The sequence below is a fragment of the Spirosoma endbachense genome, assembly GCF_010233585.1.
GTDB lineage: Bacteria > Bacteroidota > Bacteroidia > Cytophagales > Spirosomataceae > Spirosoma > Spirosoma endbachense.
The window spans coordinates 6782767-6804390 of sequence record NZ_CP045997.1 but is presented as its reverse complement, the minus strand read 5'-3'; the positions used below and the strand labels follow the sequence as shown (position 1 = coordinate 6804390).

Sequence of the window (21624 nt, the reverse complement as noted above, 5' to 3'; positions counted from 1 at the left end):
GGATTGTTAAAATCCACGTAAACCTAAACCTAGTAAAGCCAATTTTGACTCTTTCAGTAACATTAAGTTTATCAATATATTTTGATACATAGGCGTTAATTATATATTGAAATTAATGTTTTAACAGTTTAAGGTAGCCACATTTTTTCTTCTCGCTTTATAATTAAGAACTCATCATTTTTAAGAATTTGATAACCATACTCATAGCAAAATACAGGGCTTTCTTATAAAACTGGCTGGGAGCCAGTAGTCTTACCTTTGTGGTTAACTAGACGACAAATTCATGACCCCTGTTCCCAGCACGGCTAAAACTACGGCTTTCTTTCAACTTCTCAACCAAATTTGGTCAAGAAGTTGGAAAAATGTTGTAGGTTTAGCCAAGCAGGGAGCGACAGTCATGGTTTTGTAGTCTAGAGAACCACAAAGGTATGGCTAACTGCTCCTTGCCGTTTTTATAAGAAAGCCCTGCCTATTTATTTAACTGCTAATCCGTTATAGGATTGCTAGTGGCACGGAGTAGTTATATTACAGATAGGTAAATGATTTTTGCAAAAAATTATTTCATACCTCCAGGGCTTCAAGGCTTAAATACATTCATCAAGATGCCAGTTTTTGCGAAGTTTACGAATGATGGGACCAAACATTTCCAGGCTTAGGGGCTTAGAGATAAAGTCATTAGCCCCTAACTCATAAGCTCGGTACCGATCATCTATTGCACTTGATGTCGTTAGAATAGCAATGGGCGTATCTTTATAAAGGGGATTACTCCGCAAAACAGACAAAGCCTCCAGTCCATTGAGACGGGGCATATTGACGTCCAGAATTATAAGACAGGGATGCGAATCGGTTTGAGCCAATGCATCAAGCAGAACGAGCCCGTCCTGCGCGAAAACAAGCTGACATTCCGGACTATGCTGTTGAAAGGCTAGTTGTAATAAAAAACGATCGTCTTCATCATCATCGGCGACAAAGACAGCCTGAGAAGCATTCTGTTCCATCTTAAAGCTGTTACGGTAGCGATGGCGAATATACGAATAAATAAACCTTGTGTTTTAACTGTATAAGTCTTTCTAAATGGAATTGTCAGTCCTGTCCCAATTCTACCAGCCTTCAATAGGAATACACAAAGAATGAGCAGTAATCACGATTATAAAAACCCGGTAGCCCCACTACGAGCTACCGGATCGCGGTTAAACTACTCCACAAAGCACGTTGCATGATGAAGTTGATGTAAAATTACACGTTAGTCATTGACACATCAAGAAGCGTTGATTCATATGTAAAAATTAGATTTATAGGTTAGATCAAATCCATAAACCTGCTGAGAGGCATTTCATTACCAGTAGGCATAATGAAATGCTAAAACCAACTCCATGCTAAGGTACTTAGTGATCAATCTATTCGGCCACGACAATTGGTGGATACAGAGAAAGCTCACTTAGGGCGTTTTGGCGGAGTAACAATGGACATGAAATCCCTTTGTTTCAAAAACAGTTGAATGGTCAAGTCTCTGATGCAAACGAAATACCACCTATTGAACAACATACGCTGGCAGATCAAGCAAATTGACTCGTACGTTTTTGGCAAAAAAATACTGGGCGTGGCATTGATGCTGGTAATAACTGCTTCAGCTCATTTTGCGCAAGTGCCAAAAGAATATAAGGGTAAGCCGTTTAAAGATGCTGAATATACAAAGGGTGCACAGCTAATACCCGGACGCCTTGAACTGGCTTATTATGATCTGGGAGGAGAAGGAGTTGCTTATCACGATACCGACCCAATTAATAATGGAAGTGGGAAACTCAATCGTGAACCCGACCATCAGCGGCCAGGAGTATCCGACTATCTGGTGCATTTTCGGGCCAATGAAGGTGTGGACATTTCGTTTACAAAGGACTTTGCAGATTTCAATCATCCCAACAAAGTCGATCCCAAAGTAAACCAGTTATATATTGGCTGGCAGGATGATGGCGAATGGACCAATTATACGGTTGACGTAAAAGTACCAGGCCTGTATAAGATCATTACTGTTTATGGCTTTCAGGATAATAAATCATCGTTATGGCTGAATAATAAAAAAGCCGTTGACCTGATATTGCCTGAGAATACCGGGGATTTTCATCGGTGGACCCAGGCTACCGTTGGTGAAGTTACCTTTCCCGTAGCTGGGACTAATCTGCTTACCTTACACTACAACAAAGGGTCCAATCTTGCTTATCTCGACTTCGTGCTCGTTAAGCAGCTACCAGCAAACAAACAGTAATGAAAGCTTAGTATCAGGGAATGCTGGATCAGCTTTCTTCTTGATTTGCTGGTTAAAGGTCTAATTCTATCGCATTAGCCGCAATTTTCGGGAAAGGAATACTTGTCCAGAAGCTGACGGCTTATACGAACGATTCGCCAGCGATTAATGCGGCAGATTAGCTTAAGTTTTGACCATTCTTAACTAAACGTGATCGGCAGCTAGGCAATAGGAAGCCGTTCGAAGCACAACTTTTCTGGATCGTCGCTATCTATTTGGTAAAATCCATTTTTAACTAATGCCCCGATCGATGCTTTATTAGTGGGTAATGTATGGGCAATGATTCGTTTAACACCTGTTTGTTGCCATCCATTATTCAGTAGGGTAGCAATAATTTCGGTGGCTATGCCCTGCCCTCGCCAAAACTCAGAAACTGAATACCCAATTTCGAGTACTCCTTCTGTACTGGGTGGGCCAAAATAGCCACCAGCAGCCACTAAAGTAGCTAGTGTTGTCGTAGTGGGATAAGCAATAACGTACCAGCCATACCAGCCAATCGCATCCTGTCCACCTGCTAGAAGTTGGTCCAGAAAAAACTGAATCGCATCTTTATCATACTCGCCTGGCGGCCAGTCAGAAGGCGTATCTACGTTAAGTAATTGAGCTAATTGAAAAGTATCCTCTAGCTCAGCTTGCAATAAAGTTGGTGAGCTGGCAATAAATAGCAGACGAGGTGAATAAAGGAAAGGCGATTTCATTAAATAAAATGACTGATACGTCCACAAAAGAACATTATTCCAGTTAATAGAACGATACCGCACAACAAAACACAACAGATAGTAGTCTTTATTTTAACACTAAATAAGACCAAGTCATGTCAAAGAAAGGGTTTTCATTGCCGTTACAAATTGGGAAACGTGGAATTAGACAAGCCAGGGTAGGGCAACTGGCGATCGGAGCCCTGGCTGTTGGCGCTTTAGCTGTAGGAGTTCTGGCTATCGGAGCACTAGCCATTGGGCAATTACGCATTGGACGGGCTAACATCCGTAAACTTCGAATTGGCGAACTGGAAGTAGATCAGTTGGTTGTCAAAAAAACTGAACCGGCAAAAGAGGACAATGAAGCCTAAAGATTTAGATATTGCTTCGTTTAATAACAGATATATCTCCTGGTAAGTAGCGTAAAACAACTTGACTAAACAGATTACGACTGGTATGCAGGATAGCTCAAGTCGGATCGGTGTTTATTCTAGAGAAAATATGTAAATACGCTTATTTGCCGGTTAATTAATTCATTAGTCCTTAGCAAGTATCTCTTTACAGATGAGTAGCTTTAAATGGGAAGCTGTATATAATGAGATAGACGCCATTCGTACGGCTTACCCTGTCAGGTTTATTGTCTGGCAGGGTTAATTATTCGTTGAATAAAAAGAATATCGCCCGACTTTTAGCTGGCGGAGTTTCATCGTTTATAATTGTTGAAATAGTTGATTCCTTTCGAATAAAATAGGGGCAAATTATCTCCTGAAGAGCCTATGTCGTGAGTACTTTCGCTCTGATCTGTTTAAACGCTAAGCTAATAATCATATCATCTTAAATTAGATTACTCTGGCGGGCACTTCCGCGATTGATAGTCAATGAAAAAGCCCGACTTCAAAATGAGCCGGGCTTTCCGCTTCTATCCACACCAAAACAAACTTGTTCGGAGAACAGAGTTTGTTTTTCAAGGCGAAACTACCATTTGTTATTCACTTATACTAAAGAAAGGCCCGACTGCAACAAGATGCGGCCGGGCTTCAGGTAGTATAGAGTGGCATACTGGTATGGTGAAGCGGGAAGCCTCGCTAAAGAAATAACGTAGAAGAGAGGCAAACCTATTGATTAAGAGCGAAAAAGTATCGGCAACTAATCCATTGGAGCCGATTTCGAGCCCATGAATAGGAAAAACTCCATCACCAAAAAATATAGCAGGCTGTCGTGTGTAAAGGAATACTGCCTTGAAGCGCCAGGTAGATTGCTTACAATACAGTGATGAAAGTTTTTCTAGGAGGCATTCAGCGAGCTTAAGACAAGAGCCCGCTGGATTCGTTTACTCTGCTGTTGAAGCTTTAGCGTATGTGAATGAAGCCGCTCGATATCCTGGTCAAAGCATGGTAGATCATTCATGTCGTTTACTAATTGATGGAGTTCGTCAAACATCACTTTACGCAACTGTTCAAGCTCGCATGATGAATACTGACGAAGGGGAAGAGCGCCTTTATAGGTTGAAAGACGTTCTACCTGCTCACGTACTGCAATGGTTTGCATTAAAATCTTGTACAAATTATAGAACTTGGTGGCAGCCTGCTGCCAGTTTTCTATGGGAGAGAGCAGGTCAGCAGTACGTATGGCATCGCTCTTGCTAACTTGCTTTTTAGTAATCATCATTATGATTTTGTTGAACGGTATAGGTATCTAACGTGCTATTTGGACGTTCTTGCTTAAACAAAGTCACTTTATTTGTTGATTATACGGTATTCTTGTTTAATGGCTATAAAATCTATACGCATAAAATTTTGATAGAGCCTGGCCAGTAGACAAAGTGCTGGCCTAACAATCAGTCAAATGTGCCCTTCTGGAAGTATGGTGGTTTACTAAGCATAGCACTATAGTCGTACCTCAGTATAGCTCTGCTCTTTGTAGACTATCGAAACCGAAATTTGTCATTAATACTCGGGTATATTTTCTAAAATCAGGAGTAGGCAGTGGATAAATTGTCGATCTTGGGTTAAAGGATTAACCCATTCTCACGTAGCGTTCCGCATTTGTACGATGGCGACCCATCCATCCGGAGTGATACCCATAATCTCCGTGGCAACGCCCAACGGTTGGTAGGTGTCGAAGAAAGCCATCCGCGCAATGGGATGGTCGACTTCGCTAATGATTGTATAACCTTGTTCGTGCAGTTCGCTGGTGACCCGCTCAAAATCGCTAACCGGCAAACGGAAGGCAAGGTGCTGTGTGCCGCCTGCCGGATACCGGGTGATGTAATCGTGAAACATGCTTTGGCCGGAAACGGGCTGGATGAGTTCGATGAAGACCCCTCCGTTATAAGTCTGGGTGGTCAGCCATTCGCCGGCCACGACCTGGCCGTAGTAGGTCATGCCCAGATCCTGTGCGCGAATATGTTCCGGCTTGGGAAAGCCAGCGATCGTCAAAGCGTTCGACAGGAATTCTACAGCAACTTGAATATCCGGAACTACCCAGCCAATTTGGGCCAATTCAAGTCCGGCAATGGTATTATTGAGCCTTTTCATGTTTGTTTACCGTTCGGTTTATGGTAGAACAAAGTTAAACCGGACGGGTTTCTTATGTCAGGCGTAGTCGCGCCAATAGGAGGGCAGTTTGCGACTAATTTAGGCGTTGTGCAACAGCCACGCAGACTAAATAAATAAGAGCAGAGCCTGCTACCGCCTATGAAGAAGATCACACAGCGGCTGATTGAGGATTCGTTGGGTTATGAGTAAGCCCGGATCAAAATAGGTCCGGGCTTACTTATAACCGGTTTCAAACGTTAAGGCCTTAATAGTTTCACCTGCTGGTGTTCTGTGGCCGTATGGACCTGCAAGAGGATGATTCCCTTGCCAGTACCGATCGGCACGCTCCCCCGCTCTACTGAACCCGCTTTCTCCAGCCGCTGCTGATGAAGCACCTTGCCCTGCAAATCGACCAGATTCAACTCCACAGCCTGACCCACAACCCCCCGAATCTCCAGCTCCACAGAGTTGCCCTCAATCGGATTGCCCAGTACGGTCACCTGTAAACCTGTTGGGGCTTCCCCCGATCCGACCCGAGCTGGTGGATTGCAGACCGAAAGCCAATTGTAGACAAAGCTGGCCAGGGAGCCTCCCTGTTTGGCCGTCAGGGTAATAGCGGGGTTATCTGTGTATAGATTCAGACTATACGGACCCGGATTGGTGGTCGCCACCAGCTCGTTGACCACCGAGAAACTAATGGGTGAACTGTCGGTGCCCCCGTACTGGGGGGTAAACGTCACCCGGCGAAGACCGGGGCTCAAGACCGCACAACTCACCGTCGAGACCCCCACGATGGTAAAGCCAGCGGGCGAAGTCGGCATCGGATTCACCGTCAGCTGGAAGCTGGTTTGAGCTGACAACCCACCCGGATCGAGGGCCGTTATCTGAACACTACTCACCCCTGTGCTGGAAGGCGTACCACTGATCAGAGAACCATTGAGGTTCAGGCCAGCGGGTAAACCCGTCACTGAGAAGGTCAGCGCCTGTCCATCAGGATCGGAGAAATAGTTGGTCAACTGCAATTGATAGGCCTGCCCCGCCAGGATGGTCTGGTTGGGAATACCGCTGGTCGTGGGTGGGCTGTTGGGGTTGTTGCCCGTCTGACAGGAAGCCAGCCAGTTGTAGGCAAAGCGGGCTTCGGAGTTACCCGCCTGATTGGCCACCAGGGTGATCACCGGATTGTCATTGTACAATTGAAGCGAATAGGGAGCGGGAGCCGTGGTGGTGGGCATCTCATTGACAACGGAGAAGGAGATGGGATTGGCATTGTTGCCCACATACAGGGGGGTGAACTGGACCTGATAGCGTCCTCTGGGCTGATCGATGAGGGTACAGTTGACCATGGTGACTTTGGTAATGGCAAAGCTGCCGGGCAGGATCTGCAAGCTCAAGGGCGTCGCCTGGGGACTGGTGCAGCTTCCCAGGGTACAACTGGCCGAGAGGGAGTAGTTACCGGGCTGGGTGAAGGTATAGACCTCACCGTTGGCCAGCCCTGTTCCCCCCTGGGGCAACCAGTTGATGGTGCCCGCGCAGCCGCTGGCCGTCACGGAGATGGGTTGATTGGTGGTTGAGGGAGCACTGGCCAGCAGGGTTGGGGCCTTCAGGTTGGAGTTGGGCTCTACGGTGGTGGTGGCCACGGCTGAGCAACTGTTGCCACTGGTCATGGTCACCGAGTAGGTGCCCGGCGTGTTCACCGAGATCTGACTCTCGGTCGAGCCTGTATTCCAGCGGAAGGGGCCGGAGCCATTGGCCGTTAGGGTCACCGATGGGTTGGCACAGGTCAGGGTGGCACTGGTTGGGCTGATGCTCACCGAAGGAGCCGTCTGATCGGCGGACACACTGACTGATGTACTGGCCGTACAGCCCCCGGTCGAGGTGACCGTGACTGAATAAGTACCAGCCTCATTCACCACCGCCGTGCCAGTTTCTCCATTCTGACTCACTAGTCCGGGCCCACTGAAGCTATAACTTGCCCCTCCACTGGCTGTCAGGGTGACACTGCTCGTCGCACAGCTCAGGGTGCCACTGGCCTGGAGGCTGGGGGTAGGCAACGCATTCACCAGCAGGCTAGTGGTGGCACTAGCCGAGAGGTCATTACTACGAATAATCAATGAAAAGCTCTGATTGCCGGAACTGGCTGCGACCAGGCTCTGGCTGAAGCTGGTACTGCTACTGCTGCCCGTTAGGGGATTGCTGCCATTAGTGAGCGTGTAGGCATAGCTGCCCGTCACGTTACCCAGTGTGGCGGTGAAAGTCACGGGGCTACCCACACAGACCACACTGGGGGTAGGGGCCAGGCCGGCAAGGGTGGGCTGGACACTGCTGACGGTTATCGAAACGGTGGCCGTCTGGCTACAGGTTGTCCCATTGCTGACAACCACGGTGAAGGTCTGTAGGCCGGCTTGGGTGAGCGTGGCCGAGACCACACTCGCTGTCGCCGGGCTGCTGAGCTGAGCCCCAGCGGGCGCTATCCAGCTGTAGCTGGAGCCGCCGGCGGTACTCAGACTGACCACCCCGCCCACATTCACGGTGGGTGTACTGGCACTGGCGGTGGGCACAAAGGCCTCGCTGCCCTGTCCAGTGGCACAGAAGGCCGCAAAGGCCGAATTGCTACCTCCTCCGGGCAGGCCCGCGTTGTTGGCAAAGCTTTTAGAAGACACCCCACAGAAAGCTGACAGCGAGGCTGGCCAGCACCCACTCAACTGATTGCTGTGCAGATAAAGCGTTGTTAGATTGGTCAAATTTCCGAGCGTAGCGGGGATACTGCCACTCAACTGGTTATCGTACAGAAAAAGATTTTGCAGGTTGGTTAGACTTCCCAGTGTGGATGGAATACTGCCACTTAACTGGTTCGTGGACAGAGTAAGCACTTGCAGGTTGGTCAGACTCCCCAGGCTTGATGGAATACTGGCACTCAACTGGTTTTCGCTCAGATTAAGCGATGTTAGGTTCGTTAGTGCACTCAAACTAGCCGGGATACTCCCACTTAACTGGTTACCGCTCAGAAAAAGCTGTTGCAGGTTGATCATGCTCCCCAGTGTAGATGGGATACTGCCACTCAACTGGTTCGTGGACAGAGTAAGCAGTGTTAGGTTAGTCAGACTCCCGAGCGTAGTAGGGATACTGCCACTCAACTGGTTATCGTTCAGACGAAGGAATTTCAGGTTGGTCAGGCTACCGAGCGTAGCGGGGATACTGCCAGTTATCTGGTTGTTGAACAGCTCAAGCTGTTGCAGATTGGCCATACTGCCCAGACTAGCTGGGATATCACCACTCAACTGATTTACGCTCAGATTAAGCGTTTGCAGATTGGTCAATGCACTCAAACTAGCGGGGATACTGCCACTTAACTGGTTCGAGGCCAGATAAAGCAGTTGCAGGTTGGTCAGATTACCCACACTAGCGGGGATACTGCCACTTAACTGGTTCGTGACTAGATTAAGCGTTTGCAGATTGGTCAGACTCCCCAAACTAGCCGGGATACTCCCACTTAAGCCATTGCTTGAAAGTAAGAGTTGGTTTACCCGCCCACCTGAGCAAGTCACCCCAAACCAGGGGTTTCCGCCATTGCCCGTACAAGGGTCACAACTCTGGAGCCAGCCCGTCTTATTGGTCCAGCCCGACCCATTGGTGCTGTTGTAAAAATCGACCAGGGGCTGGTAGTCAGGATGGCTACCCACCGTCAGGGTTGTAGTGGCCACCGCCGAGCCACCAGCCGTGTTCACCACCAGACTGAAGCTCTGACTGCCAGACCCGCTCACCACCAGACTTTGGCTAAAGCTGGTACTGCTACTGCTGCCCGTTAGGGGGCTGCTGCCATTGGTGAGCGTATAGGCATAGCCGCCTGTCACATTGCCCACCGTGGCGGTGAAGGTCACCGGGCTACCCGAACAGACCGTACTCAAGGTAGCGGCAAAGCCACTAAGGGTGGGTAAAGCCGAGCCCGTACCCGTCACCGAAACGGTGGCGGTCTGACTACAGGTTGTCCCATTGCTGACTACTACGGTGAAGGTCTGTAGGCCGGCCTGGGTGAGCGTGGCCGAGACCACATTCGTCGTCGCCGGACTCCAGAGCTGAGCCCCAGCGGGCGCTATCCAGCTGTAGCTGGAGCCGCCGGCGGTACTCAGACTGACCACCCCGCCCACATTCACGGTGGGGGCACTGGCACTGGCGGTGGGCACAAAGGCCTCGCTGCCCTGTCCAGTGCCACAGAAGGCCGCAAAGGCTGAATTGCTACCTCCTCCGGGCAAACCCGCATTACTGAAGAAACTATTGAATGCACGGCCGCATAGTGCCGTTAGACTAGCTGGCCAGCACCCACTCAACTGGTTCGTGCTCAGACCAAGGGATTGCAGATTGGTCAGACTAGCCAGACTCCCTGGGATACTCCCACTTAACTGGTTATTGTTTAGAGAAAGCACTGTAAGGTTGGTCAGACTACCCATACTCTCTGGGATACTCCCACTCAACTGGTTATTAAACAGAGCAAGGTAGCTCAGGTTGGTCAGACTCCCCAGACTAGCCGGGATACCCCCACTTAACTGGTTATTGTACAGAGAAAGAGATTGTAGATTGGCCAGACTACCCATACTCTCTGGGATACTGCCACTTAACCGGTTATCGTTCAGCTTAAGCTCTTGCAGGTTGATCAGACTACCCATACTCTCTGGGATACTACTCAACTGATTAGTGGTCAAGTCAAGGTATTGCAGCTTCGTCAGACTGCCAATCGTAGCTGGAATACTGCCACTTAACTGGTTATTGTTCAGAGTAAGCTCTTGCAGATTGGTCAATGCACTCAAACTAGCGGGGATACTCCCACTTAACTGATTATTGCTCAAACCAAGGGATTGCAGATTGGTCAATACACTCAAGCTAGCCGGGATACTGCCACTTAACTGGTTAACGCTTAGAGTAAGCCGTTGCAGATTGGTCAATGCACTCAAGCTCGTTGGGATATTGCCACTTAACTGATTAGCGCTCAGATTAAGCTCCTGCAGATTGGTCAACGCACTCAAACTAGCCGGGATACTCCCACTTAAGCCATTGTTTTGAAGATCGAGTCTGTTTACCCGCCCAGCTAAACAACCCACCCCATACCAGGGGAACCCTCCATTGCCCGTACAGGGATCACAACTCGTCAGCCACCTCGTCTTGTTGGTCCAGTTTGACCCATTGTTGTTGTTGTAAAGGTCTACCAGGGGCTGGTAGTCAGGATGGCTACCCACCGTCAGGGTTGTAGTGGCCACCGCCGAGCCACCAGCCGTGTTCACCACCAGACTGAAGCTCTGACTGCCAGACCCGCTCACCACCAGACTTTGGCTAAAGCTGGTACTGCTACTGCTGCCCGTTAGGGGGCTGCTGCCATTGGTGAGCGTATAGGCATAGCCGCCTGTCACATTGCCCACCGTGGCGGTGAAGGTCACCGGGCTACCCGCACACGCCGTACTCAATGTAGCGGCAAAGCCACTGATGGTGGGGTTCTGGGCCGAGACCGTCGTCGTCAACAGCACCACCAATAACCAGGAAATGAAGAGAGTGAACGCCCGGAGAGGCAACCGGAAAGTAGAAAAGTGAGTCATAGTTATTAAGTAAATGGTTGAGAAAAACAGACCCATTCATAAGGTTGAGTTCAGAAAGTGTGGCTGGCCGGTTGCTATGGCAGCAACAATGGGCCTTACCCATCAATGGCTTCCGGCTCTGAGCAGCAAACACGCCCGCCAACCGGATTAGGACCAGATTAGTTTAACCCGGCAGTTTATAGCCCAGCAGACTACCGAGGAACGCAAAAAAACGCATCACGCCATGAGGAGGACTAGCCGATTTAATTTCCTTTTCGTGCTCGACAAACAGCATCGATAGGCGCATCAGTGATCCAAAATTCTTCGGCGGCAGCGTCAGTTTACCGCTGGCAATCAAGGCATGCATCCGTCGGAAGAAACGCTCAAAGCCCAGAGCGGGCTTATGCACGTTTAATAGACGAACCTCCACGGGATGCGCATTTTTCAGGGTGTGGGTCATCCCGGCCGGAACAATCGCCGACTCACCGGGGCCAAGCTGTCGCCATTCGCCATTCAGGTTCACATCCAGCGTACCTTCCAGCACATGATAGCTCTCCTCGGCTTCCGGATGTACGTGCAGCGGGGGGGCGTCAAACCCTGGCGCCAGCACATTGATGGCTTCAAAAAAAGCGCCGTGGGTATCTTTCGTCGATTGGGTAATTTCCCACCACATACCGGCGGCAGCAAAGTCTAGAATTCGGTCCTGATGGGTCTGCATGGTCGTAGTCGGTTAAAAAAGGAGTTGTAAAAACGTGCTTGCCGTTGCTGGGGCTAGCGAAAACAGGGGCCACCGCGATCCTATTTTTAAGGCTACAAACAGCCTCACAAGTCTACGGGAAGGCCCGCAGATGAGAGGTGGAGAATCAGGTCAAATAGGTAGAGGATTATCCTAATAGCCGAAATTTGCCTTGTCTCCGGCCAAATTCTTCGAAAAATACCTGGCTGAAGTATTTAGGGTCCTCAAAATCTACTACATAAGCCACTTCGGAAATGGACTGGTATGCGAATCGTTTTTCAACGTATCGCATACCTGAAAACCATCTTTAAGAGACATCATCACAACACTCAGAATCAGATCTGTACTTGTTTCCAGCGCCAGCTTGGTCCAATCCAAAAATGAATTGAGCTATTACTTGTAAGCAATAGCAGCACTGGAGGGCCCTGCCAACGGAATTACGTCAACGCTGCGGAATCCGACCTCCTTCGTCCACCGTTCAAAATCAGCGCCGGTGAAATCAAAAGCAACGCCGAACTCGATCAGCATATTGAGGGACATCAGGAGGCCAAACGCGTTTTTCCGACGGTCATCATCGATCAGGGCTTCCACCACGATCAATGCACCACCTTCCGGTAAAGCATCATAGGCTTTCTGGATCAGCATCATTTTATTAGGAAGGTCCCAGTCATGTAGGATCATGCCCATGGTAATGACATCCGCTTTGGGAAACTCGTCTTTAAAGAAATCAATGTTTGCGGTCTTCACCTGTTCCGACATGCCCTGCGCGGCTATATAGTCCCTGGCAATGGACTCAACTGATGGCAGATCGGTTGTCGTGCAGGCTATGTTTGGGTGCTGCCTGGCCACCTCAACGGAGAGGACACCAGCCGCTCCACCTATATCACAGAGACTCGAATACCGTGAAAAATCAAATTTTTGGGCCAGGGCCATGAAGTTACCGGTAGAAATACCAGACATCGCATTGATAAACTGTTTCAGGCGTTCCGGTTTCGCATACAACTCTTCAAACATTGACCGGCCTGTGTGCTTGATCTCATTCTGGGGTTTGCCCGTCAGCAACGCTTCATCCAGATCGGCCCAAAAGGGGTACAGGCGGTCATTGGCCATTTCCACAAATCCCCCAATGTAGGAAGGCTTGTTTTTGTCGAGAAATACCTCTGTTTCCGGTGTATTGGAATAAGTGGCTGTTTCCAGCAACCCATCGCGGTTTAAAAAACCAAGGGCTACCAGCGCATCCAGGAAATCGTAAACAGCCCGATCGTGTAAGTTTAAAGCTTTTTGAATCGCTTTACCGGATAAGGATTGATTGCCGGAAAGTGTGGTAAAAACACCAAGTTTAACGGCGCTCAGGAACGTTTTCGACGCAAAGAAAGCCGTTGCGGTTTCCATGATACGAGCCGGAGAAATCTGAATTTGTTCGAGTGTTGTGTTCATGATGTCCAGGATTGGATTTTTAGGAAAATTTTTGAATTGACAATAGAACGCTGATTTTTAAGACCATTAAAATTGTTTATGATTAAAGTCGAGATAATTTGCTGACTTTTAATGTGTTGCATTTGATAGTCTAAGGTGAAATCAGTGCAAATCATAGGGATCATAAAAATCAGCGTTCTATTAAATTAGACGAAGGGTGTAGACAGGAACGACCGGTCTGTAAATCAGGATAGATAACAGGAGTCTCAAGATTTATGGGTAGAAGGGTACTTCAGTAAAGAGGAAAAAGAGGAAGGGAAATTGACTCATTGAGCATGATGGAAATCGAAGTAACAAACGTTACGTGCTTGTTACCCCTTTGTGTTACTTCTTAATGGCGTATCCTCCATATAATATATTCATATCAGTACTCTCCACTAAGCGAAAATTCTTTCCAAGGTCGGCAATCGTCCATTCGCCTTTAACCCGCTTTCGGAGGTAGGTCAGCATCGTGGGAATGGAAACATTGGGTTGCGATCCGGTATGGTTTTTCCACTCAAAACCGTTTGCTGCTAAAAGCGTCTTGATTTCTTTCGGTTTGATAAACATTTTCCAGACATGCGTGTTGGGCGGCATAAAGGCCCACCGTTTCCATTCTTGCCATATTTTAATGGCCACCAGATTGCTGATGAACGTTCGGTTCAGGGTGTCGTAGATAAAAAGCCCACCGGGTTTAAGGACTCTTGAAATCTCAGAAAAGACCTTCGGCAAATCGCGGACGTGTTCCAGTACATCACAGCAAAATACGCAGTCAAACGACTGGTCTGCGTAAGGAAGCTGTTCGCCCGACCCGTGATCATACGTGATGGAAAGCCCGGTGGCTCTGGCGTGGTTCGCTGCGGTTTGAACCGACGTAGCAGCCGGGTCGATGCCGGTCGTAGTAAATCCCATTTTACAGATTTCCTCTGTCAGGATTCCACCTCCGCTTCCCACTTCAAGCGCGGTTTTGCCGGTAGGGTCAAAGTTGAGACTCTTTAACACGTTAATGGCATAACCCACCCGCCAGGGATTTATCGATGTTTTCAGCAGATGCAATACGGCATCTGGCTTCCACCAGGTGTCGCCCTGCGCTTTGTAAACTTCATTGTCTATCTGCTCATAAACTGAAGGTGCTATTTTTTCCATAGTACGTTTTGTTTAGGAATTAGTTAAAAATAGAGGGGATTAGTCTCCAGTAGTTGCTTCACCAGACGTCAGGAAGAGTACGGCCGTGAAGCAACAAACCAACCGCGAGTGGGTGGCAAAGGGAAGGTAAAGATCGTTTTCATAGCTGTGAGCTGCCGGGGAAAAGTGGTCATAAAACCGGCACTGCAAGTCTACGATCGGACCTGCCAACTAAGGTGGATAATTAGGTCAAATAGGTGGAGGATTATTTCACAAGTCGAAATTTGGCCGGAGAGAGGCCAAATTCTTCCGAAAATTGACGGCTGAAATACTTCGGGTCTTCGAAACCTACCGCATAAGCCACTTCGGAAATATTCAGATCGGAGGAGATCAGTAATTCTTTGGCCTTCCCTAATCGAATCACCCGGATATAAGGGATAATCGACATACCCGTCAGGCCAACCAGCTTCCGATGGAGCGTGGAGCGACTCAAACCGATCTGCTGGCAAAGTTCATCAATCGACAACTGGGAGTTTTCCAGCTGTGGTTCCAGCATCACACGTAGTTTATGTAAAAACTGATCCTCCAGCGAATCCGTTTCTGTGTCTACAGGTTGATCGGCCCGCGTCGTTTGCAGGAGCTGTTGACTGTAATGAATCTGTAGAATCCGCCTGGATTGCAGCAGGTTCGTGAGCACCACGTCTAGCTCCTCTCGCTGAAAGGGTTTGGTCAGGTAAGCGTCAGCACCCCGGCGAAGGCCCGCAATCCGGTCTGTCACTGCGGCACGGGCCGTGAGTAAGACAATAGGAATGTGACTGGTCCGTTCGTCGTTTTTCAACGTATCGCACAACTGAAACCCATCTTTGAGGGGCATCATTACATCGCTCACGATCAGGTCGGGAATGGTTTCCAATGCCTGATCGATACCCTGTTGGCCATTATCGACCCGGATAATCTGATAATCGGCCTGGAGGCAGCTGGTGATGTAAGCGGCTACGTCTTCGTTGTCTTCCACCAGCAACAGCATCGGTTTATCCTGCGGTTGGTCAGCCATCGAATGGATGACTTCCACTCGGTCAGGATGAACACGGATGGGTTCGACAACGGGAAGTGGAACAGATAATGCCTGCCGGGTATGACGCAGGCTAATGACAAACTCAGTCCCCTGACCGGGCTGACTACGAACGGCCAGGCCACCGTTCATCAACAGGATCAACTCGCGCACCAGCGATAGCCCAATACCCGTTCCACCAATTTCCGTACCAGGCTGACCACTCACCGAGTTGATAGAACCTGCATCGGCGGAACCCTGAAAAAAACGGTTGAAAATCAACGGTAGCTGGTCGGCATGGATGCCTGAACCGGTATCTCGCACCTGGATACTTATCCAGGAAGCATCCCGCTGTTGGGTAGGAACAATTTCTTCGTAATAACCCTGGTTCGCTAATGAACGCCAGCCTTCCTGAACGCTAAGCGTTAGAAAAATCTGGCCTCCAGCGGGCGTAAATTTGAGCGCATTCGTGAGCAGATTGGACAGAATATCCTGTAGTTTGTCCTTATCGAAATCCGTTTCCAGCGTTGGATTGTCGGCCAGAAAATGCATCTCGACGTTTTTAAGGAAAGCCATCGTATGGAACGACTCCGATACATAGCGGGCAAAACTGGCCAGATCGGCCTGTATGGGTTGCAGATACATTTCTCCGGCTTCGAGCTTCGACAGGTCCAGAATCTGATTAACCAACCGTAGCAGGTTGCTGCCATTGCGTTCGATGAGGTTCGCCACCCGCTGACGGTGTTGAGCCAGTTCATCGAGACTATACCGTTTCAGTTCCGAAGTCATGCCCAGAATCACGGTAAGCGGGGTGCGGAACTCGTGTGAAATGTTGGCAAAAAAGCGGGATTTCGTTTCGTTGAGTTGATAAAGTGCCTGGGCTTGTTGCTCAATCACGTTCTTATCGGCTTCGATCCGTGCTGTGGCCTGATTGATCTCGGTTTGTAGTCGTTTCCGCTCCTGCTGGTGGTTCCAGATACGCCACTTCAGCCAGCCCCAGATTCCGGCGATAACGAACAGCCCCGATAGCACCAGAAACCAGACTTTCAGGTAAAACGGTCGTTGTACATCTACCGCAATCGACAGCACATTCGACGACCATTGTCCATTAGCGGCCTGCCCCTTGATCAACAACTCATACTCTCCGTAGGGCAGATTCCCCAGCCGCAACGATGATTCGGTCTGCTGGGTCCATACATTATCCAGCCCTTTGAACTGGTAGGCATATACGTTCTTTTCGCCATCGGTGAAATTCAATAGGGCAAACTCGACCACCGATGTCTGATCCCCTGGCCGCACCACGAGTTGATGGCTTTGGGCCAGCTCTTCCGTTTTGTCGATGAGTTTATTACTTGCCTGGTCAAACTGACGAAACGATACCAGTTGTATTGGGAGTGGAGCCGGTGGAGGTTCGACAGCAAAATCCCGCGGATCGAAGGTTGTGATTCCGTTGAGACCGCCGAAGTAAATCCGACCAGCCTTGTCCTGGGCATGCGCAATCCGATTGAACTCATTATGGGTAATACCATCCTGCACAAAGTAGGTACGGGTCGTGAGCCGAATCGGATCGAACTGCATAATGCCGTAGTCGCTGCTAAGCCAGAGATGCCCTCGCCCATCGGCATAGACGGCATAGATATTGTCATTGGATAACCCCTCAGAGCGTCGGAATTGTCGGTACAGATGCGTCCTCCGATCCCAGCGAATCAGGCCGGCATTTCCCGTAGCCAGCCAGTAGATCCCCTGTTTATCGGCATAAAAATGCTGATAGTTGTCGGCAGGCAGGTGAAAACGACCTTTACCCCCACTCCAGTAGCGGGCAGTAATGCCTTTTATCGGGTCTATAGTATACAATCCGGTAGACGCGCAAATCCAAAGTGTACCCTGCCGGTCAGGAGCGATATGGAGAATGTGTCCCTGAGCCAGTTCGGCAAACTGATTATATTGACCAAATAGGTTTGCCTGCTGTTTTTTGGTATCCATCAGCCTAAGACCTTTTGGCGTACCAACCAGCCACTGGTTGGTGCTCAACGGATAGAGTGCCCAGGCCTCCGAATCGATGGGTAGGGATATGGTGGTAGCGTTTCCCGACGATGGGTCATAGTTAACTACCTGATTAACATCTCCTTTGTAGAGTTTACCCTGCTGATCCTTCGCTAAACCATAGGCAAAAAAACGATTCCCGGATATCTTTTTTGGTTTACCGCCCTGCCGCGGAACCGTATAGAGGCCGAACTTTTCCTGGTTAGCATACACCTGATCGCCCAGTACCGTAATACCCCGAATGGCGGCTACCTGATCGCCTTTGTTGCCCGGCTGATAAAATAATCGGTGGAAATAGTTTGGGGTTAATTTCACCTGGTAGACACCAAAGCTGGTTCCTAACCAAAGCAGACCGCTCCGATCTCGGAAAAAGCTCCGATTCTCAATGGTTTCACCCGCAGTCTGGTCGGTAATAGATAGCAGGGTTCGGTTGGTAGAATCCCTCAGCGTGATTCCATCCCAGAGTAGACCATCCCGGTTCAACGGATAGCAGATCGCGCCCGTATACCGAGCCATAGCATCGATCAGGGCAGAAGGCCACTGCTGCCGCCGACCTTGTTCATCGACTCTGTAAAACAGCCGTTTACCCCCTTTTGCTGGGTTATAAACCGAATAGAAAAACTCGATACCCGCGTTTCGCTGGCCGAAATGCCAACTTATTTGATCGCCCTGCCCATGAGAAAACTGATGCAGCACCCGGCCATCGGGAGTCAATTCAACAATATGTCGATCATCTGCAATGCACCAGACCGTATTTTCGTCCGTCGACTGAAAGCTGCCTAGTGTCTTAAACTGCGGTAAAGAAACAGAATGCAGGCCCGTTGTTGGGTGATAAACGGTGAGTTTAGCCGAGCGAGAGTTCGTTAAAATGATGGTACCATCATGACCACTTAACAGACCTACAGCTTCATGAACGAAAGCGGTATCCTGTTGAACATTACGTATGCCGTTAAAAGCAACCGGCTTACTCGTCAACGGGTTGAACAAGGCTATCCGCGATTCATGGTAGGGCCCCATTAACCATAACAAACCATTGGCATCCTGAGCGATAGCATGAATATCGTCAAAGACGAGTCCATTGCGGTCTTTGGTGAACGTAGTGAAAGTCTTTCCATCAAATCGACTCAGGCCAAACCTGGTACCGAACCACATAAACCCCTGCCGATCCTGAAAAATGGCATTGACTTCCCGGTGTGCCAGCCCATCCTGCGGGGCATAATGCTTCACCCAGGCCACATAGGGTTGGGCTTCTACCCAGGTACAAAGCCCAATGAGCAGGCTTAGTAGGTAAATGGCCGGTTTTACAGCCATCAGCTTAAATCGGTAAAAAGCAAAATGTATATACGTTTCTGGCAAAAGAGTACACACCTGTTTCTGGATCAGTCATCTACAAATGGATAACAGGCATTAAATATACTGTTTAGGACGAATGAAATCCTCGATGGTCATTATTAAGAAATGGCTCAAACAACCTTATGTTCAGCTGTAGTTGAATCGGGTTGAATCAAACAGGGTATCCTGGCCATACCTAAGCCATTTGCATGAAATAGCCACGAAAATGCTCTGCCAGATATAGCCACTGTGAATGCTAAATTAGCGATCATCCGGCTAACTTCTTCCCGGCCAAAAAGGATACGAAAACGGCAGCCCTCGGAACTACTGTACTGAAAGCGACTCCGCAGCCGCGAATGTAGCCTTGCCTGATTGTTTATGTTTATTATAATGAAAATTAAACTTAGATGTAGCCAAAAAAATGGCCGAAATTTTGACATTTAAAAGATAAGTGTCATTTTTACACCAATAAATAATATCGCCGTATTAGCTACCGACTCTACTATCGTTGGGCAACTCAGTACAGCACAGCTTTGGTGAATGATGTGTTTCTGTGACCAGACTAGTAGAGGCACTGTAAAGTTGGGTTATCAGAGTATTTGTACTTATTGGGCAAAGTTGTCATCTGTAGTCGTGTGTAGAAGCCAAAGAGTGCTATTGCTCATTAATTTCGGGATTTATGCATACGCGTTCAGCTGCTCTACTCATTCGTGTATCCTAACGTAACTGCTGGCTGCCTTCTCAAATTTTATTCAGATAAAAAGAATTACTTATTGTACAATTTAAAACATTTGTATGATTTTTTTATTTTTGTAAGCCTACATCTTAACTAGTTTCATGATTTTTCAGCCACAGGACCAAGCGCTATGGCAAGCCTATCGCGCGGGTGATAAACAGGCATTAGGTTTACTGGCCGAACGCTATTATGGCGTACTGAAACACTATGGGCTAAAATTTATGGTTGAGGAATCGATCGTAGAGGACTGCATACAGGAATTATTTTTACAGCTCTGGCAAAATCGATTACAGATTAACGAAACGGACTCGGTTAAGCATTATTTACTAAAATCAATCCGGAGCCATATAATACAGCATCTTCGCGCTCAAAAACGGTTAAAATACGAAGAACTGGACTGGGATACGTCGGTCGCAGAGGATGTTGACTCAGAAACATTACTGATCCGCCAGGAATCATTGGTCAATATGACGAAAATGATACAGGAGCAACTGGCAGCCTTGCCAGCCCGTGAGCGGGAAGCTTTATATCTACGTTATTACGAAAATTTATCCATACCGGAGATTGCCGAGGTAATGAACGTAAACCGCCAATCGGTCTCCAATTTTCTCCAGAAAGCACTTAATAAGCTTCGGAGCCAATGGCTTGTCCACATATTTCCGGTGATTTGTATTTTTTTTCAAAAAAATTTCCTTTGAGAAGGGTATCGGCGAATAGGAACTTCATACTATCAATAAAAATAGTAGAAAAGTACCAATGACTCTGCCCCCCGACCATTTTTCAAGTGTTGACGACTTCTTAGAAAACGACGCCTTTCGGACGTGGGTTCGTGAAAGGCGGCCGGAAGATCAGGTGTACTGGCAACAATGGCTGGCCCAGTATCCCGAAAAAAGGGACCTCTACGAGCAGGCCGTAGCTACCTTATTGGTACTTCAGGGAAAGCAGGTTGAGATTTCAGACCAATCCGTAAAAGAAAATACAGAAAAAATACTGGATCAGCTTACGCCATCGACTACCCTGGTAAAACCTTTATCCAGTTGGCATTGGGGGCGGTGGGTTGCTGCTGCAGCAGTGGCTGGTTTAATAATCTGGTGGCAACTAGGTAACCCCATTCCCAACCAGATAGCGGTATTCAACAAGCAAGTAGAGCAGCCTGTACAGGATGCCGGCTGGAAAATTGTAAAGAATGTAACGGGCCAGCCTCTGGTCATTCTGCTGCCAGATAACTCCTCCGTATTGCTCTCGACAGGAAGTCAGCTGCGTTTTCATAAACAAAACACGCATAAGCTTCGGGAAGCGTATCTACAGGGAGAAGGATTTTTCGAAGTGACTAAAAATCCGGCCAGACCTTTCATTGTTTATACAACCAATCTGACCACTAAAGTGCTGGGAACCAGTTTTCAGGTACGTTCTTTCGACAAGGAAACGGCGGTTTATGTCAAGGTGAAGACGGGCAAGGTTTCGGTTACCCCCATTGATTCGCCCGGCAAAACGGTTTTGCTGACAAGAAACGAACAACTCAGTTTTGAAACTAAAACAGATAAGGTTGTTAAGCAGGATTTCATTCCAGCGAAAGAAATTACGTCAACCATTGTTAACCAGCAGTTTAGTTTCGAATTCACGCCTGTATCGGACGTATTTGCTCAACTGGAATCCAGCTATAATATGCCCATTCAATATGATAAGCACTTGCTTACAAAATGCACTTTTACCGGGCAACTCAACGATGTCCCTTTTCTGGAGAAAATCAGACTTATCTGTCTAACCATTGAATCTACCTTTGACGTTGTTGATAACCAGGTGATTATTCATAGTCGCGGGTGTAATTGATTGTTCCTGTAACCTTTAACCAATCTACTATCTATGGTATAAAAAACTATCCTTTTTCTAAAAGAAAAGCGATAGTGCTACCAACACTATCGCCCAAATTCCCCTAAATGTGTCAGATATACACATTATCTCTTCGAGTAGAGAAGGGATACGTTTTGTGTCATTTCCTCCTAAAAACAACAAAAACGCATAAATGTATGCAATACCTTTTCATCAAT

The 21624-nt window shown here is 48.2% G+C and carries 13 protein-coding genes; 4 read left to right on the top strand and 9 right to left on the bottom strand.

From position 1 onward, the window contains the following. Positions 1 to 584: 584 nt before the first annotated feature. Complete coding sequence (locus GJR95_RS27725; protein WP_162388949.1) at positions 585 to 998, bottom strand: response regulator; 414 nt, start codon at positions 996 to 998, stop codon at positions 585 to 587. A gap of 500 nt (positions 999 to 1498) precedes the next feature. Here GJR95_RS27725 and GJR95_RS27720 point away from each other — a divergent pair, with 500 nt between their 5' ends. After that, the gene (locus GJR95_RS27720) at positions 1499 to 2263 is read left to right on the top strand and encodes a carbohydrate-binding protein (RefSeq protein ID WP_162388948.1); all 765 of its coding nucleotides are present in this window, start codon (positions 1499 to 1501) and stop codon (positions 2261 to 2263) included. A 200-nt stretch (positions 2264 to 2463) separates the two neighbouring features. On the opposite strand, the gene GJR95_RS27715 is transcribed toward GJR95_RS27720, so the two are convergent. After that, positions 2464 to 3000, bottom strand: a complete 537-nt coding sequence (locus tag GJR95_RS27715) for a GNAT family N-acetyltransferase (protein WP_162388947.1) — start codon at positions 2998 to 3000, stop codon at positions 2464 to 2466. A 116-nt stretch (positions 3001 to 3116) separates the two neighbouring features. Between GJR95_RS27715 and GJR95_RS27710 the strand changes: the two genes are divergently transcribed. Next, positions 3117 to 3371 (top strand): hypothetical protein, encoded by a 255-nt coding sequence (locus tag GJR95_RS27710; protein ID WP_162388946.1) that lies wholly within the window; start codon positions 3117 to 3119, stop codon positions 3369 to 3371. A 913-nt stretch (positions 3372 to 4284) separates the two neighbouring features. On the opposite strand, the gene GJR95_RS27705 is transcribed toward GJR95_RS27710, so the two are convergent. The 7 genes from GJR95_RS27705 to GJR95_RS27675 all read right to left on the bottom strand — a co-directional run bounded on the left by GJR95_RS27705 (position 4285) and on the right by GJR95_RS27675 (position 18819). Continuing rightward, positions 4285 to 4668, bottom strand: a complete 384-nt coding sequence (locus GJR95_RS27705; protein ID WP_162388945.1) for a hypothetical protein — start codon at positions 4666 to 4668, stop codon at positions 4285 to 4287. Between the two features lie 359 nt (positions 4669 to 5027). Continuing rightward, entirely contained in the window at positions 5028 to 5537 is a 510-nt protein-coding gene (locus tag GJR95_RS27700) for a VOC family protein (protein WP_162388944.1), read from the bottom strand. 257 nt (positions 5538 to 5794) lie between these two features. Then, positions 5795 to 11119, bottom strand: coding sequence for a leucine-rich repeat domain-containing protein (locus GJR95_RS27695; protein ID WP_162388943.1), 5325 nt, complete (start codon positions 11117 to 11119; stop codon positions 5795 to 5797). 163 nt (positions 11120 to 11282) lie between these two features. Then, entirely contained in the window at positions 11283 to 11816 is a 534-nt protein-coding gene (locus GJR95_RS27690) for a cupin domain-containing protein (protein ID WP_162388942.1), read from the bottom strand. A gap of 411 nt (positions 11817 to 12227) precedes the next feature. Then, positions 12228 to 13271 carry a methyltransferase gene (locus GJR95_RS27685; protein WP_162388941.1) on the bottom strand — a complete coding sequence of 348 codons (1044 nt, stop codon included), beginning with the start codon at positions 13269 to 13271 and terminating at the stop codon, positions 12228 to 12230. Positions 13272 to 13634: 363 nt separating this feature from the next. Beyond that, entirely contained in the window at positions 13635 to 14435 is an 801-nt protein-coding gene (gene ubiG, locus GJR95_RS27680; RefSeq protein WP_162388940.1) for a bifunctional 2-polyprenyl-6-hydroxyphenol methylase/3-demethylubiquinol 3-O-methyltransferase UbiG, read from the bottom strand. A gap of 244 nt (positions 14436 to 14679) precedes the next feature. Continuing rightward, positions 14680 to 18819 carry a hybrid sensor histidine kinase/response regulator transcription factor gene (locus GJR95_RS27675; protein ID WP_162388939.1) on the bottom strand — a complete coding sequence of 1380 codons (4140 nt, stop codon included), beginning with the start codon at positions 18817 to 18819 and terminating at the stop codon, positions 14680 to 14682. An 858-nt stretch (positions 18820 to 19677) separates the two neighbouring features. Between GJR95_RS27675 and GJR95_RS27670 the strand changes: the two genes are divergently transcribed. Continuing rightward, the gene (locus GJR95_RS27670) at positions 19678 to 20274 is read left to right on the top strand and encodes an RNA polymerase sigma factor (protein ID WP_162388938.1); all 597 of its coding nucleotides are present in this window, start codon (positions 19678 to 19680) and stop codon (positions 20272 to 20274) included. A 58-nt stretch (positions 20275 to 20332) separates the two neighbouring features. Further along, on the top strand, positions 20333 to 21406 hold the full coding sequence (locus GJR95_RS27665; RefSeq protein WP_162388937.1) for a FecR family protein: 1074 nt from the start codon (positions 20333 to 20335) through the stop codon (positions 21404 to 21406). Positions 21407 to 21624: the final 218 nt, after the last annotated feature.

What these genes read in the sequence shown, in the direction of transcription:
- GJR95_RS27725 (WP_162388949.1), bottom strand. Translation starts at nt 998, where the DNA reads ATGGAACAGAATGCTTCTCAGGCTGTCTTTGTCGCCGATGATGATGAA.
- GJR95_RS27720 (WP_162388948.1), top strand. Translation starts at nt 1,499, where the DNA reads ATGGTCAAGTCTCTGATGCAAACGAAATACCACCTATTGAACAACATA.
- GJR95_RS27715 (WP_162388947.1), bottom strand. Translation starts at nt 3,000, where the DNA reads ATGAAATCGCCTTTCCTTTATTCACCTCGTCTGCTATTTATTGCCAGC.
- GJR95_RS27710 (WP_162388946.1), top strand. Translation starts at nt 3,117, where the DNA reads ATGTCAAAGAAAGGGTTTTCATTGCCGTTACAAATTGGGAAACGTGGA.
- GJR95_RS27705 (WP_162388945.1), bottom strand. Translation starts at nt 4,668, where the DNA reads ATGATGATTACTAAAAAGCAAGTTAGCAAGAGCGATGCCATACGTACT.
- GJR95_RS27700 (WP_162388944.1), bottom strand. Translation starts at nt 5,537, where the DNA reads ATGAAAAGGCTCAATAATACCATTGCCGGACTTGAATTGGCCCAAATT.
- GJR95_RS27695 (WP_162388943.1), bottom strand. Translation starts at nt 11,119, where the DNA reads ATGACTCACTTTTCTACTTTCCGGTTGCCTCTCCGGGCGTTCACTCTC.
- GJR95_RS27690 (WP_162388942.1), bottom strand. Translation starts at nt 11,816, where the DNA reads ATGCAGACCCATCAGGACCGAATTCTAGACTTTGCTGCCGCCGGTATG.
- GJR95_RS27685 (WP_162388941.1), bottom strand. Translation starts at nt 13,271, where the DNA reads ATGAACACAACACTCGAACAAATTCAGATTTCTCCGGCTCGTATCATG.
- ubiG (WP_162388940.1), bottom strand. Translation starts at nt 14,435, where the DNA reads ATGGAAAAAATAGCACCTTCAGTTTATGAGCAGATAGACAATGAAGTT.
- GJR95_RS27675 (WP_162388939.1), bottom strand. Translation starts at nt 18,819, where the DNA reads ATGGCTGTAAAACCGGCCATTTACCTACTAAGCCTGCTCATTGGGCTT.
- GJR95_RS27670 (WP_162388938.1), top strand. Translation starts at nt 19,678, where the DNA reads ATGATTTTTCAGCCACAGGACCAAGCGCTATGGCAAGCCTATCGCGCG.
- GJR95_RS27665 (WP_162388937.1), top strand. Translation starts at nt 20,333, where the DNA reads ATGACTCTGCCCCCCGACCATTTTTCAAGTGTTGACGACTTCTTAGAA.